Origin of the sequence: Streptomyces sp. ISL-87 (assembly GCF_018614095.1) — a bacterium.
Lineage (GTDB): Bacteria > Actinomycetota > Actinomycetes > Streptomycetales > Streptomycetaceae > Streptomyces.
In genome coordinates this window covers 16,877-30,624 of record NZ_JAGGOY010000120.1, presented here as the reverse complement: position 1 = coordinate 30,624, position 13,748 = coordinate 16,877, and the positions used below count along the sequence as shown (strand labels likewise).

Below are 13,748 nucleotides of genomic sequence, written 5' to 3'. Positions count from 1 at the left end.
GGTGGCGGTGGCGGTGGCGGCCCGGCCGGGCTGCGGGCTGAGGAGCGCCGTTGAGGTTGGCGGCTGCCGGGAGGGTCGCGGTGCGGGCGTGGGCGTGCTGGGGGCCGCTGCGCGGGGCCGCNNAAACGCCGGCGGGGCTGGATGGGGCGCCCCTAACGACGGGGCTGGAAGGGGCGCTCCCGCGGTCCGAGCGCGGCCGGGGGCGGGAGAAGGGTGGGGCTCTGCCCGGTGGCCTGGTGGCCCGGAGCTCCGGCGTCGCGGCGTCCAGCTGCTCCGCTGCCCGCCGCCCCAGCGTTCCGGTGGTCCGGCCTCCTGGCTGCCTGGCGCTCCGGCTGCCCGGGCCCGTTAGGGGAGGAGGCGTTGTTCCTTGGCTATCGCGACGGCGCCCGCGCGGGTGTCTACGCCGAGTTTGTCGTAGATGCGGCCCAGGTGGGTTTTTACCGTGGCCTCGCTGATGAAGAGCGCGCGGGCGATGTCACGGTTGCCGAGGCCGCGGGCCAGTTGGCTCAGGATGTCCAGCTCGCGGTCCGTCAGGGTGGGGCGGGTGCCGCGCATGCGGGCCATGACGCGGCTGGCCACCGGTGGGGAGAGGGTGGTGCGGCCCGCCGCCGCCGCGTGGATCGCGGCGAAGAGTTCCTCCGGGCGTTCCGCCTTGAGGAGGTAGCCGGTGGCGCCCGCGCCGATGGCCCGGGTGATGTCGGCGTCCGTGTCGTAGGTGGTGAGGACCAGGACGTGGGGCGGGTTTTCGCCGGCGGCGGTGATGCGGCGGATGGCCTCGACGCCGTCGATGCCCTCGCCCAGCTGGAGGTCCATCAGGACGACATCGGGGTGGAGTCTGGCCGCGAGGGCGACCGCCTCCTCGCCGCTTCCGGCTTCGCCGAGGACCTCGATGTCCGGCTCGCTGCCCAGCAGGGCCAGCAGGCCGGCGCGGACCACCGCGTGGTCGTCGCAGAGGAGGATGGTCGTCATGGTTGGTGCTCCAGGGGGATGGCCGCCGAGAGGACCGCGCCTTCGCCTGCGGTGGATTCGACAGTGAGGGTGCCGCCGAGCTGGCGGATGCGGGCGCGCATCGCGGGCAGGCCGTGGCCGCGGTCCGCGGGGGTGGCGCGGGGCTCGGTGAAGCCGTGGCCGTCGTCGGCGATGTCCAGGACCACCTGGTCGCCCAGGAAGCTCAGCGTGAGAGCGGCGGTGTGGGCGCCCGAGTGTTCGCGGATGTTGGCCAGGGCGCCCTGCGCTATGCGCAGGAGCGCGGACTGGACGCGGTCCGGGAGCGGGGTGGGCGTGCCTTCGAGGTGGAAGCGGACCGCGATGTGCGGGTCGGCGTCCAGGGTGCGCAGGGCGTCTGCGAGGCCGGCGCCGCCTTCCAGTTCGGGCGGGGCCAGGTCGTGGACGAGCCGGCGGGCCTCGGCGAGGCCGCGCGCGGTGATGTCGGTGGCGGTACGGACATGCGCGCGGGCGGTGGCTGGGTCGCTGTCCCAGGTGCGGTCGGCGGCCTGGAGCAGCATCTGCTGGCTGGAGAGGTGCTGGGCCAGGGTGTCGTGGATCTCCATGGACAGCCGCTGCCGTTCGGCGAGGGTGCCTTCGCGGCGTTCGGTGGCGGCGAGCTCCCGGCGGGTCCGGATCAGGTCGTCGATCAGATCGCGCTGTGCCTGCGCCTGGCGCTCCATGTGGACGAAAACCGCGGTGGCGAGGGCCGCGACGGCCGGCGGGGCCAGCAGCAGGTTCGGGTCGAAGGCGGTGGCGAGCTGGAGCTGGGCGATCACCACGAAGACGGTGAGGAGGGCGACGAGGACGATGGCCGCGCGCGGGGGGAGGGTGCGCAGGGTCGTGTAGAAGAGCGGTACCGCGCACCAGGCAAAGCTCGGGGCGAGGACGACCAGCACCACCCAGGTGGCGACGACCAGGCCGAGCCACAGCAGCCGCCGCAGGGTCGGCGCGGGCGCGGCGCCGAGGGCGCCGAGGGCGCCGAGGGCGCCGAGGGTGGGGCCGAGTACGTACAGCAGGGCCAGGGTGATGCTGAGGGTGATGATCCACGGGGTGCGGGGTTCGCCGGGGTGGCGGAGGAGGAAGCGGGCCAGTGAGGCGCCGAGGAGCAGGAAGAACGCCGTGTGCATGACGGCGGCCAGGGCGCGGGTCTCGGCCTTCCGTAGCGGGGGGTGGCTCACGGGGTGCTCCTGGGGTGGGTGGTGCGTACGTTCATCCTGCCGGGTGCGGGTGCCTGCGGCGCTTGGAAGTGTGGCGTGCCGGTGCGGCGCCGTTGCTGGGGCTCCGCCCCAGACCCCGCGCCTCAAACGCCGGCGGGGCTGGAGTGTCCGGCGGAGCTGGAGTGGCCGGGCCGGTGGTGTGCTGACCAGCCAAGCGGGGCGGGTGCCCGGTGCGCATCAGCCGATCGGTTGACCCTCGGGTCAACCGGTGCGGTGGCCGTCGCGAGCCGGTACGGGGACGGGTGGGCGGGGGATTCGGGCCGAGGCTTGGATCAGCAAAAGACGCCGACGCACTCAGGAGCAGACATGAACACCCGCACCCGCGTTCTCACCGGTACCGCCCTTGCCGTCGTGCTCGGCGCCGGGACCTTCGGTGCCGTCAGCGCCAGCGCCGCCCCCGGTGGGCAGGCCGAGTCCGGCGCGCAGGCCGAATCCGCCCCGGCGAACCAGGCCGACGGCAAGAACTTCACCACCACGACCCACCTGACCGTCGACGCAGCCGCCCGCGCCGCCCAGGCCGCGCTGGAGGCCGCCGAGAAGGAGGGCCAGAAGGTGACGGTCGCGGTCGTGGACCGCAACGGCAACACCATCGTCACCCTGCGCGGCGACGGCGCGGGCCCGCAGTCCTACGAGTCGGCGCAGCGCAAGGCCTTCACCGCCGTGTCCTGGAACGCCCCGACCTCCGTGCTCGTGGGCCGCCTGGCGCAGACCCCGAACCTGAAGGACATCCCCGGCACCCTCTTCCTCGGCGGCGGCGCTCCGGTGCAGGCCAAGGGCGCCCCGGTCGCCGGCATCGGCGTGGCCGGCGCCCCGAGCGGTGACCTGGACGAGAAGTTCGCGAAGGCCGGGGTCGAGGCCCTGGCCGAGTAGCGGACAGGTAGCAGTGGACAGGCAGTGGGCAGGTAGTGGGCGGGTAGTGGGCAGGTAGTCAGCGTGGGGCGTTCGTCGGCCAACCTAGGCTCAGGGACCGGTCGGCGGCGCCCGCCCCGCATAGGATCGGGCGCGTGGATCACCGCGCGCTCTCCCGCCTCGCCGCCCCTGTCCCCGCCCTCGCCGCTCTGCTCGCCCTCGCCCTCGCCACAGGGTGTACGGGCGGCACGGTGCAGGGGCGGCCGGGTGCGTCGGGGCTGCGGGATCCGTACTTCCCCAAGGCCGGCAACGGCGGCTACCAGGTCGAGCACTACGAGCTGGACCTCGACTACGACCCCGCCGACGGGGAGTTGAACGCCACGGCCGTCATCACCGCCCGCGCCGGCCAGGGGCTCAGCTCCTTCAACCTCGACCTCAGCGGGCTCCGCGTCGAGGGCGTGACCGTGCAGGGCGAGGGGGCCAGGTACAACCGCACCGGCAATGAGCTGACGGTGCGTCCGGCCGAGGACCTGAAGAAGGGCGAGGTCTTCCGTACGGAGGTCGACTACAGCGGCAAGCCGAAGGCGGTCGCGGATGCGGACGGCGCCAAGGAGGGCTGGATCGCGATGAAGGACGGCGCGGTCGGGGTCGGCGAGCCGGTCGGGTCGATGGCCTGGTTCCCCGGTAACCACCACCCCAGCGACAAGGCCACCTACGACATCACGCTGACCGTCCCCAAGGGCTACGAGGCGGTGTCGAACGGGGAGTTGCGCTCCCGCACCGAGACCGCCGACGGGCAGACCGAGTTCGTGTGGCACAGCCCCGAGCCGATGGCGAGCTACCTGGCCACAGCCGCGATCGGCAAGTTCAAGGTGACGACCGGGCGGACCGCGTCCGGGGTCCCGCTCTACAACGCCGTGTCGCCCGGCGAGGCGGCGAAGAGCGCGGCCCCGCTGGCGCGGCTGCCGGAGATGGTCGACTGGGGGAGCGCGAAGTTCGGGCCGTACCCCTTCTCCACGGCCGGTGCGATCGTGCTGCCCGGCGAGACCCTCACCTACGCGCTGGAGACGCAGACCAAACCCGTTTTCCCCGGCGCGCCCGCCGAGGAGGAGCTCGTCCTGCACGAGCTCGCCCACCAGTGGTTCGGCAACTCGGTGTCGCCGAAGTCCTGGAAGGACATGTGGCTCAACGAGGGCTTCGCGACGTACGCCGAGTGGCTGTGGGAAGAGGATCACGGCGGGGTCAGCGCACAGAAGCACTTCGAGGCGTTCCTCGCCGGTGACACCGAGGTGGACAGGGACGCCGCCTCCGACTGGGACGCCTTCCCGCCCGCCGCCCCGCCCGGGCCCGAGCACCTCTCCGGGAACCCGGTGTACTACCGCGGGGCGATGGTCCTGCACCGGATCCGCCAGGAGGTGGGCGACGAGAAGTTCCTCGCCCTGGTGCGCGGCTGGGCCGCCGACCACCGGCACGGGAGCGCGAGTACGGCCGACTTCACCGCCTACGCGGAGGCGAAGACCGGGCACGACCTGAAGAAGGTCTGGGACGTGTGGTTGTACGGGGAAGGCCGCCCCAAGGGCTAGCCGGCCGCCCCAAGGGGCAGCCGGGCCGCCCAAGGGGTATCCGGCCGCCCAAGGGGTAGCCGCCGGCCTGCGGTCAGCCGGCCGGCCTGCGGGCTCAGAGGGGCTTACGGAGGACCGTACAGGGGCGTCGCAGCTCGAGGTCCTCGGCGTGGCGCAGGGTTTCGTAGCCCTGGGCCTGCCAGAACGCGAGGCCCTTGGGGTTGTTGTCGAGTACGGCGAGCCGTACGCCCGTGCGTCCCGCGGCGCGGAAGCGGTCCTCGACGAGGGCGGCCACGGTGCGGCCGTAGCCCTCGCGGTGCGCCGTGGCGTCGATGAGCAGCAGCCCGATCCACGGGTCCGGGTCGCCGGAGGCGGGGTCCGGGTGCCGGTCGAGGGTGGCGGCCAGGCCGACCAGGCGGCCGGCGGAACGCGCCATCAGTACCTGGGCGCCCTCGTGTGCGAGTTCGTCGGCGAGGGCTGCCGCGACCTGTTCGACCGTGATGCGGGCCGGGTCGGGGAAATCGCCGGTGAGCTCGAAGAACGCGTGGTTGGTCGCGTAGAGCGTGGCGATTTCGGTGAGGACGGGGCCCGGTAGGGCGCCGTCCACGGGGACGAGCGGTTGGAGAATCACCAGCCGAACGGTAGCGAAGCCCCCTCCCCGGACGGCTGGGAGGGGGCTTCGCCTGCGGTGGTGTCCGCCGGGCTCGGACTCAGACGTTGACGCCGAAGTCCTGCGCGATACCGGTGAGGCCGGAGGCGTAGCCCTGGCCGACCGCGCGGAACTTCCACTCGGCGCCGTTGCGGTAGAGCTCGCCGAAGACCATGGCGGTCTCGGTCGCGGCGTCCTCGGAGAGGTCGTAGCGGGCGATCTCGGCGCCGCCAGCCTGGTTCACGACGCGGATGTACGCGTTGCGGACCTGGCCGAAGTTCTGGCTGCGGGCCTCGGCGTCGTAGATGGAGACCGGGAAGACGATCTTGTCGACATCGGCCGGGAGGCCGGCGAGGTTGACGTTGATGGCCTCGTCGTCGCCCGCGCCCTCGCCGGTGCGGTTGTCACCGGTGTGGACGATGGTCTGGTCCGGCGTCGACTTGTTGTTGAAGAAGACGAAGTGGCCGTCGGAGACGACCTTGCCGGTGGGGTTGACCGCGATGGCGGACGCGTCCAGGTCGAAGTCGACACCGGTCGTCGTACGGACGTCCCAGCCGAGGCCGACCGTGACGGCCGCGAGGCCGGGGGCCTCCTTCGAAAGCGAGACGTTGCCGCCCTTGGACAGGCTTACTGCCATTTTGACTGGTGTCCCTTCCTCGTCATGACCGCGAGATGTGGCCAAGTTACCGCTGACTGTCATAACGCGGGGAGGGGGGCGATGGGTTCCAGGGCGTTTCCACTTGAAATGAGGGTGACGGCGGCCGGATGGGGGCCGATCATAGGGGGCATGCCTGGTCCCTATGTCATCCGCGGTTCGGTCGTGCTGCCCGAGGGCGAGCTCACGTGGCGGTTCTCGCGGTCCTCCGGGCCGGGTGGGCAGCATGTGAACACCTCGGACTCGAGGGTGGAGCTGCTGTTCGACGTGGCGGCGACCAAGGCGTTGCCGGAGGTGTGGAAGGAGCGGGCGCTGGAGCGGCTCGCGTCCCGGCTGGTGGACGGGGTGGTGACGGTGAAGGCGTCCGAGCACCGCTCGCAGTTCCGTAACCGGGAGATGGCGTTGGTCCGGCTCGCCTCGCTGCTGGCGGAGGCGACTGCTCCGCCGCCGAAGGCCCGGAGGGCCACGAAGATTCCCCGGGGCATCAACGAGCGGCGGCTGCGGGAGAAGAAGGCCCGGGGCGAGACCAAGCGGGGGCGGACCGGGCGGGACTGGTAGCCGGGGGCGTCGCCGCCCTCGGGGCCCCGCGCCTCAAACGCCGACGGGGCTGGACGAACCTGGGGCCTGCGGGCCGCCGTGGCGGGCTCCGCCCCGGACCCCGCGCCCCAAACCCCGCGCCCCAAACCCCGCGCCCCAAACCCCGCGCCCCAAACCCCGCGCCCCAAACCCCGCGCCTCGAACGCCGGCGGGGCGGGAATCAGCGGCTGGAGTTGGACGGCTGGATTCGGCTCACGGGGCCAGGTGGCGGTAGCGGCCGCGGAAGTACGTCAGGGGTGGGGTGTCCGGGGTGGGGAGGGCCGCCGTCAGGACGCGGCCGATGACCAGGGTGTGGTCGCCCGCCTCCACGCGGGATTCCGTGCGGCATTCCAGCGTGGCCAGGGAGTCCGTCAGGAGCGGGGCTCCTGAGAGCTCGCCGCGGACGTAGGGGATGCCCTCGAACAACAGGCGGTCGCTGATCCGGCCCTTCATCGCGAAGCGGCCCGCCACCTGGAGCTGGCTGTCCGCGAGGACCGACACCGCCCACAGCGGCTGTTCCTCCAGCAGGTCGTCCATCCGGGAGCCCTCGCGCAGGCTCACCAGGACCAGCGGCGGGTCCAGGGACACGGACATGAACGCGGTCGCCGTCATACCGACGTCCTCGCCGCGCCGGCCGTCGTCCGTCAAAGGGGGCTCCTGCGCGGTGATCAGGCACACACCGGCCGCCAGCCGGGACATCGCCGCCCGGAACTCGTCGTTGCTCACCCCATCAGAATGAGGGGTCGCGGAGGCGAGCGTGGGTACGGGGCTGGGTACTAGGGTCGTATTCGGCACCCTCGGAACGCTAGTCTCGCCCCCTTTGCCGCACATCGGGCCCTGGTCCGAGTCGTGTCCCCGCCCCTTGGCCTAGGCCCGGGCGTAGCGTTTGCTCCCGGGAATGAGAGGGAGCGCTCCCAGTCCGCGCAAGGCATATCGCGCACCGTTATTCATCTCATGTGACTTAAGTCACAGAGAGCAAGATTTGTTGACCCTGTGTACCTGCCGTGCAGCTCACTGTGATTCAGTGGACGGGACACCGCAACGAAACGCCGATGACAAACCTGGAGTTGCTGTCGAGGTCTCGGGGAGAGCGAGCAATGGAGACCGAGTCGGAGCCGTACGTCCGTCTTGCGACCCTGCGGCAGCTGCACCAGGTGGTGGCCGAACTCAACACGGCCAGGAGCCTGGCGGACACTCTGCAGACCGTCGTGGACGGCATCGTCGTGGGGCTCGGCTACGAACTCGCCTGTGTCAACCTCGTACGTCCCGACGGTGATCTCGTCGTCGCCGCCTTCGCCGGCGACCCCGCGGCCGAAGCGCTCATCACCGGCCGCGTCGGCTCCCGTAACTCCTGGGAACGCCGCCTGACGATGGGCGAGTGCTGGGACGGGCTCCGCTTCATCCCGCACACCGAGGGATGGGTCCTGCTGGAGGACGACGTACCGCAGTGGCACACCGAGGGCCCCGATCCGCGGTTCGAGGACGAGTGGCATCCCGAGGACCGGCTCTACGCGCCCATGTACGCGTCCGGCGGGGAACTTCTGGGTGTCATTTCGGTGGACAGGCCGCGGAACGGACGCCGCCCCGGGGCGTGGGGCCGCGAGGCGCTCCAGATGTACGCCTTCCAGGCGGCGATTGCGATCAGCAACGCACGGCTGCGCGCGAACATGCAGCGCGCCCTGGTCCGGCTGGAGCGTGAGCAGCAGGCGCTGCGGGCCAGCGAGGAGTCCTTCCGGCAGGCCTTCGAGTACGCGCCCAGCGGTATGGCCATCGCCGAGATGGGCGGGGACCAGCACGGCCGGCTGCTGCGGACCAACGACGCGCTGTGCCGGCTGCTGGGGCGGCCCGCGTCGGTCCTGCGCCGTTATTCGTTCTCCGACCTCGTCCACCCCGAGGACATCGGGACCCTGCTGCGGACCTCCGCCGAGGGCGGCCGGGCCGAGCTTCGGCTGGGGCGGCGCGACGGTACGTACGTATGGGTCTCGCTGCGCAATTCCGTGGTCGCGGACGCCGCCGACGGGCCGCGTTTCCTGCTCACGCACGTCGAGGACATCGAGGAGCGCAAGCGGCACGAGCTCCAGCTCGCGCACCGGGCCAGCCACGACTCGCTGACCGGCCTGCCCAACAGCGCCGAGCTACGGGCCCGCCTCGGCGCCCGGCTGTGCAGGCGGCCGCAGTCCGTGCGCGCCACGGCCGTGGAGGCCCTGGACGCGGCCTTCGAGGGACGGGGCGAGGGGGGTGGTGCCGGAGAGCACGGCTTTCAGCCCGACGGATTCCCCGACCCCTTCGAGTTCCCCGGCGGGCCCGGGGCGCCGGCCGTCGCCGGACCGCCCGGGGACGGCGCGGCGGGCGGCGCCTATGACCACCACGTGCACACCGTGGCGCCTTCGACGGACATCGACGACGGTACGAAGGGGCTCGCGGTGCTCTTCTGCGACCTCGACGGGTTCAAGTCGATCAACGACCGGTTCGGGCACCACACGGGCGACGCGGTCCTGATCGAGGTGGCCCGGCGGCTGACGACCTGCGTCAGGGACGGTGACACGGTCGCCCGGCTGGGCGGTGACGAGTTCGTCGTCCTCGCCGACGGGCTGGGCGCCGCGGACGCCGCCGATCTCGCCGTACGGCTGCGCAACGCGATCATCCCGCCGATCCGGGTGGACGGCCGCGCGGTGCGCGTGGGGGCGAGTTTCGGAATCAGCTGGGCCAGCTGCGGGATGTCGGCGGACGAGGTGCTGCGCTCCGCCGACCAGCGGATGTACATCGAGAAGCGGTCCCGGTCGAAGGCGCACCGCAGGGCGGGCTGAGGTGATCGGACGCTCCTTTGTGCACATGTTCGGGGTAGGCTCCCGGGGGTCGAAAGGAGTGACCTGCGATGACGACGCCCGCGAACAACGGCCCGCACGGTGGGGCGAACAAGCCCGAGGACGATGACCCGTTCGGCTACCTCTACGCGGACGGCCAGGCCGCCGGAGCCACCCCGCCCGCGCAGGGCGGCGGATACGGCTACCCAGGCCCGACGGTCGGCGGTCAGCCCGGTGCGCAGCCAGGCGTCCCCCGTACCTCGTACAACCAGGTGCGTACGGTCGGTGAGCGGACGTACGGCGGCCAGCGCGGCCCCCTGCCCCACCAGCAGAGCCCCGCGCAGCAGCCCGCGTCCTACCAGGCCCAGTACCAGGCCCCCGAGGCGCTCCAGGCGGGCGGCTACGGCGTCCCGCCGCAGTCGCAGCACCAGACCCAGCAGGTCCCGGCGCCGGGCGGGCACGGCGGCGGCGGTGGCTCCAGCCGCCGAGGCATGCTCATCGCGGCCGTCGCGGTGGTCGCCGCGGTCGCGATCGGCATCGGCGCGGCCCTGGCCTTCGGCGACAAGGACAAGGGCAAGGACGGCAAGAACCAGGCGGGCAACCAGGGCCAGACGTCCACCGCCCCGAAGAACTCCGGCTCCCCGAAGCCGAGCGCTTCCGCGGAGCCCTCGCAGGAGCCGCTGCCGAAGGCGGACTTCGCCGGTTCGGGCATGTCGCTGACGGGCGGCGCGGCCCTGCAGAACACGGTGGCCGGCGCGAAGAGCGCGGGCGGCCAGTACGTCGGCGGCCTGAACGCGCTCGGCGCGGCGGCGACATGGACCCTGGACGTCCCCAAGGCGGGTTCGTACAAGCTGAAGATGACCTACGGGGTGCCGGGCAAGGACGCCAGCACCACGCTGACCATCAACGGCGAGGTGCAGACCCGGCCGATCAACATGAAGAACTTCTCGAACGCCAAGCCGGGCGAGTGGGACAAGGGCTGGACCAACACCTGGTCGAGCGTGCAGCTCAAGCAGGGCTCGAACACGATCAAGATCTCGTGCGAGGCCGGCAACCAGTGCGAGGTCAACCTCGACCAGCTCTGGCTCGAAGCGGGCTGAGGCGCTAACCGGCCTGAGTGGCCGTCACCTTCACCGACCCCCGTACCTCCTCGTAGGTGCGGGGGTCGAATTCTCCCGCCGCCGGGGCGTGCACCGTGGCCGCCGAGAGGGCTACGGCGCGGATCAGGCGGGCCGGCCAGTCCAGGCCCTCCGTGAGCGCCGACAGCAGCCCCGCGACCGCGGAGTCACCGGCTCCGGTCGGGTTGCCCGACAGGGTGCGGGGCGGGGCCGCCTGCCAGGTGCCCTGGGGGGTGGCGGCGAGCAGGCCGTCCGGGCCGAGGGAGGTGACCACCGCGTGGGCGCCCCGGCGGCGGGCGTCGCGGGTGGCGGGCAGCGGGTCGCGGGATCCGGTCAGCTCGGCGAGCTCGGCGGCGTTCGGCTTGATCATTTCGGGGCGGGCGGCGACCCCGCGGCGCAGCGCCTCGCCGCTGGCGTCCAGCAGGGCCGGGACGCCGGCCGCGCGGGCCAGCCGTACGAGTACCGCGTAGGCGCCCACCGGCACGCCGGGCGGGAGACTGCCGCACAGGGCTACCGCGCAGGCCCCGGCCAGCAGGCCCTCGTAGCGGGTGAGGAACGCGGACCACTCGGCCGCCGTGATCAGCGGGCCGGGTTCGTTGAACTGCGTGGTGTCGCCGGAGGCCGCGTCGACGACGGCCACGGTGCGGCGGGTGCCGCCCGCGCAGGGGACCAGGGCGTCCACCACGCCGGGGGAGTCGGCGAGGAGCTCCCGTACGACGGAGCCCGCCGGGCCGCCCGCGAAGCCCGTCGCGGTGACCTCGTGGCCGAGGGCGGCCAGCACCCGGGCCACGTTGACGCCCTTGCCGCCGGGCCGTTCGGTGGCCTCGGTGACCCGGTGGGAGGAGTGCGGGCGCAGCCGCGGTACGCGGTAGGTGACGTCGAGTGCGGTGTTGAGCGTCACGGTAAGGATCATGGAAGCCCCGGGTCTCGGTGTGTGCCGGGATCATGCCAAACCGAAGGCGGCCGGCCCAGTCCTCCGGGCCGACCGCCTTCCCATTTACGGTGGATCAGCCGATCAGCCGATCAGCCGATCGGCTCAGCTCAGCGCCGCTCAGCGCCGCTCAGCGCCGCTCAGCGCCGCTCAGCTCAGCGCCGCTCGGCTCAGCGCCGCGCCTCGAAGGGGCTGACGATCCATTCGCCGCGCCGCATCACGCCCTTGAGCTCGAAGTCGGCGTCGAGGACGACCAGGTCGGCGTACTTGCCGGGTTCCAGCGAGCCGACCTCGCCGTACAGGCCGAGCAGCTTGGCGGGATTGGCGGAGATCGCCTGGACCACGGATTCGACGGGCAGCCGGTCCACCGTCACCGACCGCTTGAACGCGGTGTCCAGGGTCAGCGTCGAGCCGGCGATCGAGCCGCCCTCGACGAGCCGCGCCACGCCCTGCTTGACCTCGACCTCCAGCGGGCCGAGGTGGTAGATGCCGTCGCCGAAGCCGGCCGCGTCCATCGCGTCGGTGATCAGCGCCACGCGGTGCGCGCCCGCGTGGTGGAAGGCCAGCTCCAGCATCGCCGGGTGCAGATGGGTGCCGTCGTTGATCAGCTCGACGGTAACCCGCTCGTCCTCCAGCAGCGCGGCGATCGGGCCCGGAGCGCGGTGTTCCAGGCCCGGCATCGCGTTGTAGAGGTGGGTGGCCACGGTCGCGCCCGCGTCGATGGCCTGGCGCGTCTGGTCGTACGTGGAGTCCGTGTGGCCGATCGCGGCGATGACCCCGTGTTCGGCCAGCAGCCGTACGGAGTCCAGGCCGCCCGGCAGCTCGGTGGCGAGGGTGACCATGCGGGCGCAGCCGTGCGCGGCGTCGACCAGCTTGCGGACCTCGGCCGGGTCGGGGTCGCGGAGCAGGTCCTCCTTGTGGGCGCCCTTGCGGCAGGGGTTGATGAAGGGGCCCTCGAAGTGGATGCCCGCGATCTCGCCCTGCTGGGTGAGCTCGGCGAGGAGGCCGGCGCGGCGGGCCAGCTCGTCCAGTTCGCCGGTGACGGTGGAGGCGACGAGCGTGGTGGTGCCGTGCTCGCGGTGGGTGCGTACGCCCTTGAGGACCTCCTCGGCGGTGCCGGAGGTGAAGGAGGCGCCACCGCCGCCGTGGTTGTGCATGTCCACGAACCCGGGGACGATCCAGTACCCGCCTCCCGCGCCGGCCCCGCTGCCCGACCCCGCCCCGGACCCGGACACGTCGAGGACGGTCGCGCCCTCGTGGGCGCTGCCGGCGATGCGGTCGCCTTCGACGATGACCCGGCCGCCCGCGACGATCCCGGTGGGCAACACCACCTTGGCGCCGGAGAGAACAGTGCTGTGCGCGCTTCCGGACATCAGGCAGGTACCTCCGTGGCGAGTAGGTCCCAGGCGAGCAGCCCTGCGCCCAGGCATCCGGCGGTGTCCCCGAGGGCCGCCGGAACGATCTCGGGCAGCCGCTGGAACGTCACGCGCTCCTCCACGGCCGTCCGAAGTGGTGTGAACAAGGCTTCCCCCGCCTCGGCCAGCCCGCCACCGATGATCAGCGTGCGGGGGTCCAGCAGGGTGATGGCGGTGACCAGGCCGTCGGCGAGCGCGTCGATGGCGGCGTGCCACACCTGGCGGGCGCGTGGGTCGCCGTTCTCGACGGCCTTGGCGCAGTCCGCGGCGTCCGCCCCGGGGTCGCCCGAGGCGGCCGCCCAGGCGCGGCTGACGGCGGACGCGGACGCCAGGGTCTCCAGGCAGCCGTGCTGGCCGCAGCCGCAGGCGGGGCCGCCGGGGCGTACCACGATGTGCCCGATCTCGCCCGCGTAGCCGTGCGCTCCGGCCTCGATGCGGCCCGCGATCCCGATGGCGCCCGCGATGCCGGTGCCGAGCGGGACGAACAGGAACCGGTCGGCTCCGCGGCCGGCGCCGATGCGGCCTTCGGCGAGCCCGCCCGTGCGGACGTCGTGCCCGAGGGCCACCGGGATGCCGCCGAGGCGTTCGCCGAGCAGCTCGCGCAGGGGGACGTCGCGCCAGCCCAGGTTCGCCGCGTAGACGGCGATCCCGTTCTCGGCGTCGACGATGCCCGGGACGGCGACTCCGGCGGCGGAGGCGGGCGCCGCGAAGCGCTCCCGGCCGAGGGCCAGGAGTTCGGCGGCGAAGGCCTGGATCGTCTCGACGACGGCCTCGGGGCCCCGCTCGCGGCCGGTGGCGCGGCGCGCCTGGTGCAGCAGGGTGCCGTCCTCGGCGATGAGGGCGGCCTTCATCCCGGTGCCGCCCACATCGAGGGCGATGACGTGTTTCACGGGTTTCACAGGGGACAGTCTCGCGTGCTCGACGGGGAAAGGTCTAGTCCATTGGAGGGGATTGTTGAGCCGCCATACAAAATCGGGACCCGGGT

General features: G+C 72.7%; 13 protein-coding genes. 5 read left to right on the top strand and 8 right to left on the bottom strand.

Annotated features, from left to right (window positions below):
* Positions 1–345: 345 nt before the first annotated feature.
* Both J7I97_RS34610 and J7I97_RS34605 read right to left on the bottom strand, forming a co-directional pair.
* A complete protein-coding gene (locus J7I97_RS34610; RefSeq protein ID WP_214943477.1) occupies positions 346–969 on the bottom strand; it encodes a response regulator transcription factor in 624 nt (207 codons plus the stop codon).
* Positions 966–2,114 (bottom strand): sensor histidine kinase, encoded by a 1,149-nt coding sequence (locus J7I97_RS34605; protein WP_214943482.1) that lies wholly within the window; start codon positions 2,112–2,114, stop codon positions 966–968. The genes J7I97_RS34610 and J7I97_RS34605 overlap by 4 nt, the downstream gene beginning before the upstream one ends.
* A 396-nt stretch (positions 2,115–2,510) precedes the next feature.
* Here J7I97_RS34605 and J7I97_RS34600 point away from each other — a divergent pair, with 396 nt between their 5' ends.
* Positions 2,511–3,074 carry a heme-binding protein gene (locus tag J7I97_RS34600; protein WP_214943474.1) on the top strand — a complete coding sequence of 188 codons (564 nt, stop codon included), beginning with the start codon at positions 2,511–2,513 and terminating at the stop codon, positions 3,072–3,074.
* A 134-nt stretch (positions 3,075–3,208) separates the two neighbouring features.
* On the top strand, positions 3,209–4,636 hold the full coding sequence (locus J7I97_RS34595) for a M1 family metallopeptidase (protein ID WP_214943472.1): 1,428 nt from the start codon (positions 3,209–3,211) through the stop codon (positions 4,634–4,636).
* A gap of 94 nt (positions 4,637–4,730) precedes the next feature.
* Here J7I97_RS34595 and J7I97_RS34590 read toward each other — a convergent pair whose 3' ends face one another.
* The gene (locus tag J7I97_RS34590; RefSeq protein WP_214943469.1) at positions 4,731–5,246 is read right to left on the bottom strand and encodes a GNAT family N-acetyltransferase; all 516 of its coding nucleotides are present in this window, start codon (positions 5,244–5,246) and stop codon (positions 4,731–4,733) included.
* Positions 5,247–5,325: 79 nt separating this feature from the next.
* Positions 5,326–5,901 (bottom strand): TerD family protein, encoded by a 576-nt coding sequence (locus J7I97_RS34585; protein ID WP_030009238.1) that lies wholly within the window; start codon positions 5,899–5,901, stop codon positions 5,326–5,328.
* Positions 5,902–6,051: 150 nt separating this feature from the next.
* Between J7I97_RS34585 and arfB the strand changes: the two genes are divergently transcribed.
* Complete coding sequence (gene arfB, locus J7I97_RS34580) at positions 6,052–6,477, top strand: alternative ribosome rescue aminoacyl-tRNA hydrolase ArfB (protein WP_214943466.1); 426 nt, start codon at positions 6,052–6,054, stop codon at positions 6,475–6,477.
* Between the two features lie 231 nt (positions 6,478–6,708).
* Here arfB and J7I97_RS34575 read toward each other — a convergent pair whose 3' ends face one another.
* Positions 6,709–7,290 carry a flavin reductase family protein gene (locus J7I97_RS34575; RefSeq protein ID WP_308369351.1) on the bottom strand — a complete coding sequence of 194 codons (582 nt, stop codon included), beginning with the start codon at positions 7,288–7,290 and terminating at the stop codon, positions 6,709–6,711.
* 302 nt (positions 7,291–7,592) lie between these two features.
* Here J7I97_RS34575 and cdgB point away from each other — a divergent pair, with 302 nt between their 5' ends.
* Both cdgB and J7I97_RS34565 read left to right on the top strand, forming a co-directional pair.
* On the top strand, positions 7,593–9,302 hold the full coding sequence (gene cdgB / locus J7I97_RS34570) for a diguanylate cyclase CdgB (RefSeq protein WP_214943460.1): 1,710 nt from the start codon (positions 7,593–7,595) through the stop codon (positions 9,300–9,302).
* Between the two features lie 68 nt (positions 9,303–9,370).
* Entirely contained in the window at positions 9,371–10,399 is a 1,029-nt protein-coding gene (locus J7I97_RS34565) for a CBM35 domain-containing protein (protein ID WP_214943457.1), read from the top strand.
* A 4-nt stretch (positions 10,400–10,403) separates the two neighbouring features.
* Here J7I97_RS34565 and J7I97_RS34560 read toward each other — a convergent pair whose 3' ends face one another.
* The 3 genes from J7I97_RS34560 to J7I97_RS34550 all read right to left on the bottom strand — a co-directional run bounded on the left by J7I97_RS34560 (position 10,404) and on the right by J7I97_RS34550 (position 13,653).
* Positions 10,404–11,330: a 1-phosphofructokinase family hexose kinase gene (locus tag J7I97_RS34560; RefSeq protein ID WP_214943454.1), complete on the bottom strand. Its 927-nt coding sequence runs from the start codon at positions 11,328–11,330 to the stop codon at positions 10,404–10,406.
* 188 nt (positions 11,331–11,518) lie between these two features.
* Positions 11,519–12,721 (bottom strand): N-acetylglucosamine-6-phosphate deacetylase, encoded by a 1,203-nt coding sequence (gene nagA, locus J7I97_RS34555; RefSeq protein WP_214943451.1) that lies wholly within the window; start codon positions 12,719–12,721, stop codon positions 11,519–11,521.
* Complete coding sequence (locus J7I97_RS34550; RefSeq protein WP_214943480.1) at positions 12,721–13,653, bottom strand: ROK family protein; 933 nt, start codon at positions 13,651–13,653, stop codon at positions 12,721–12,723. The genes nagA and J7I97_RS34550 overlap by 1 nt, the downstream gene beginning before the upstream one ends.
* Positions 13,654–13,748: the final 95 nt, after the last annotated feature.

Bases quoted from the DNA above. Each gene is read 5' to 3' on its own strand.
- arfB (WP_214943466.1), top strand. From the start codon at position 6,052: ATGCCTGGTCCCTATGTCATCCGCGGTTCGGTCGTGCTGCCCGAGGGC.
- cdgB (WP_214943460.1), top strand. From the start codon at position 7,593: ATGGAGACCGAGTCGGAGCCGTACGTCCGTCTTGCGACCCTGCGGCAG.
- J7I97_RS34560 (WP_214943454.1), bottom strand. From the start codon at position 11,330: ATGATCCTTACCGTGACGCTCAACACCGCACTCGACGTCACCTACCGC.
- J7I97_RS34565 (WP_214943457.1), top strand. From the start codon at position 9,371: ATGACGACGCCCGCGAACAACGGCCCGCACGGTGGGGCGAACAAGCCC.
- J7I97_RS34585 (WP_030009238.1), bottom strand. From the start codon at position 5,901: ATGGCAGTAAGCCTGTCCAAGGGCGGCAACGTCTCGCTTTCGAAGGAG.
- J7I97_RS34600 (WP_214943474.1), top strand. From the start codon at position 2,511: ATGAACACCCGCACCCGCGTTCTCACCGGTACCGCCCTTGCCGTCGTG.
- J7I97_RS34605 (WP_214943482.1), bottom strand. From the start codon at position 2,114: ATGCACACGGCGTTCTTCCTGCTCCTCGGCGCCTCACTGGCCCGCTTC.
- J7I97_RS34610 (WP_214943477.1), bottom strand. From the start codon at position 969: ATGACGACCATCCTCCTCTGCGACGACCACGCGGTGGTCCGCGCCGGC.
- nagA (WP_214943451.1), bottom strand. From the start codon at position 12,721: ATGTCCGGAAGCGCGCACAGCACTGTTCTCTCCGGCGCCAAGGTGGTG.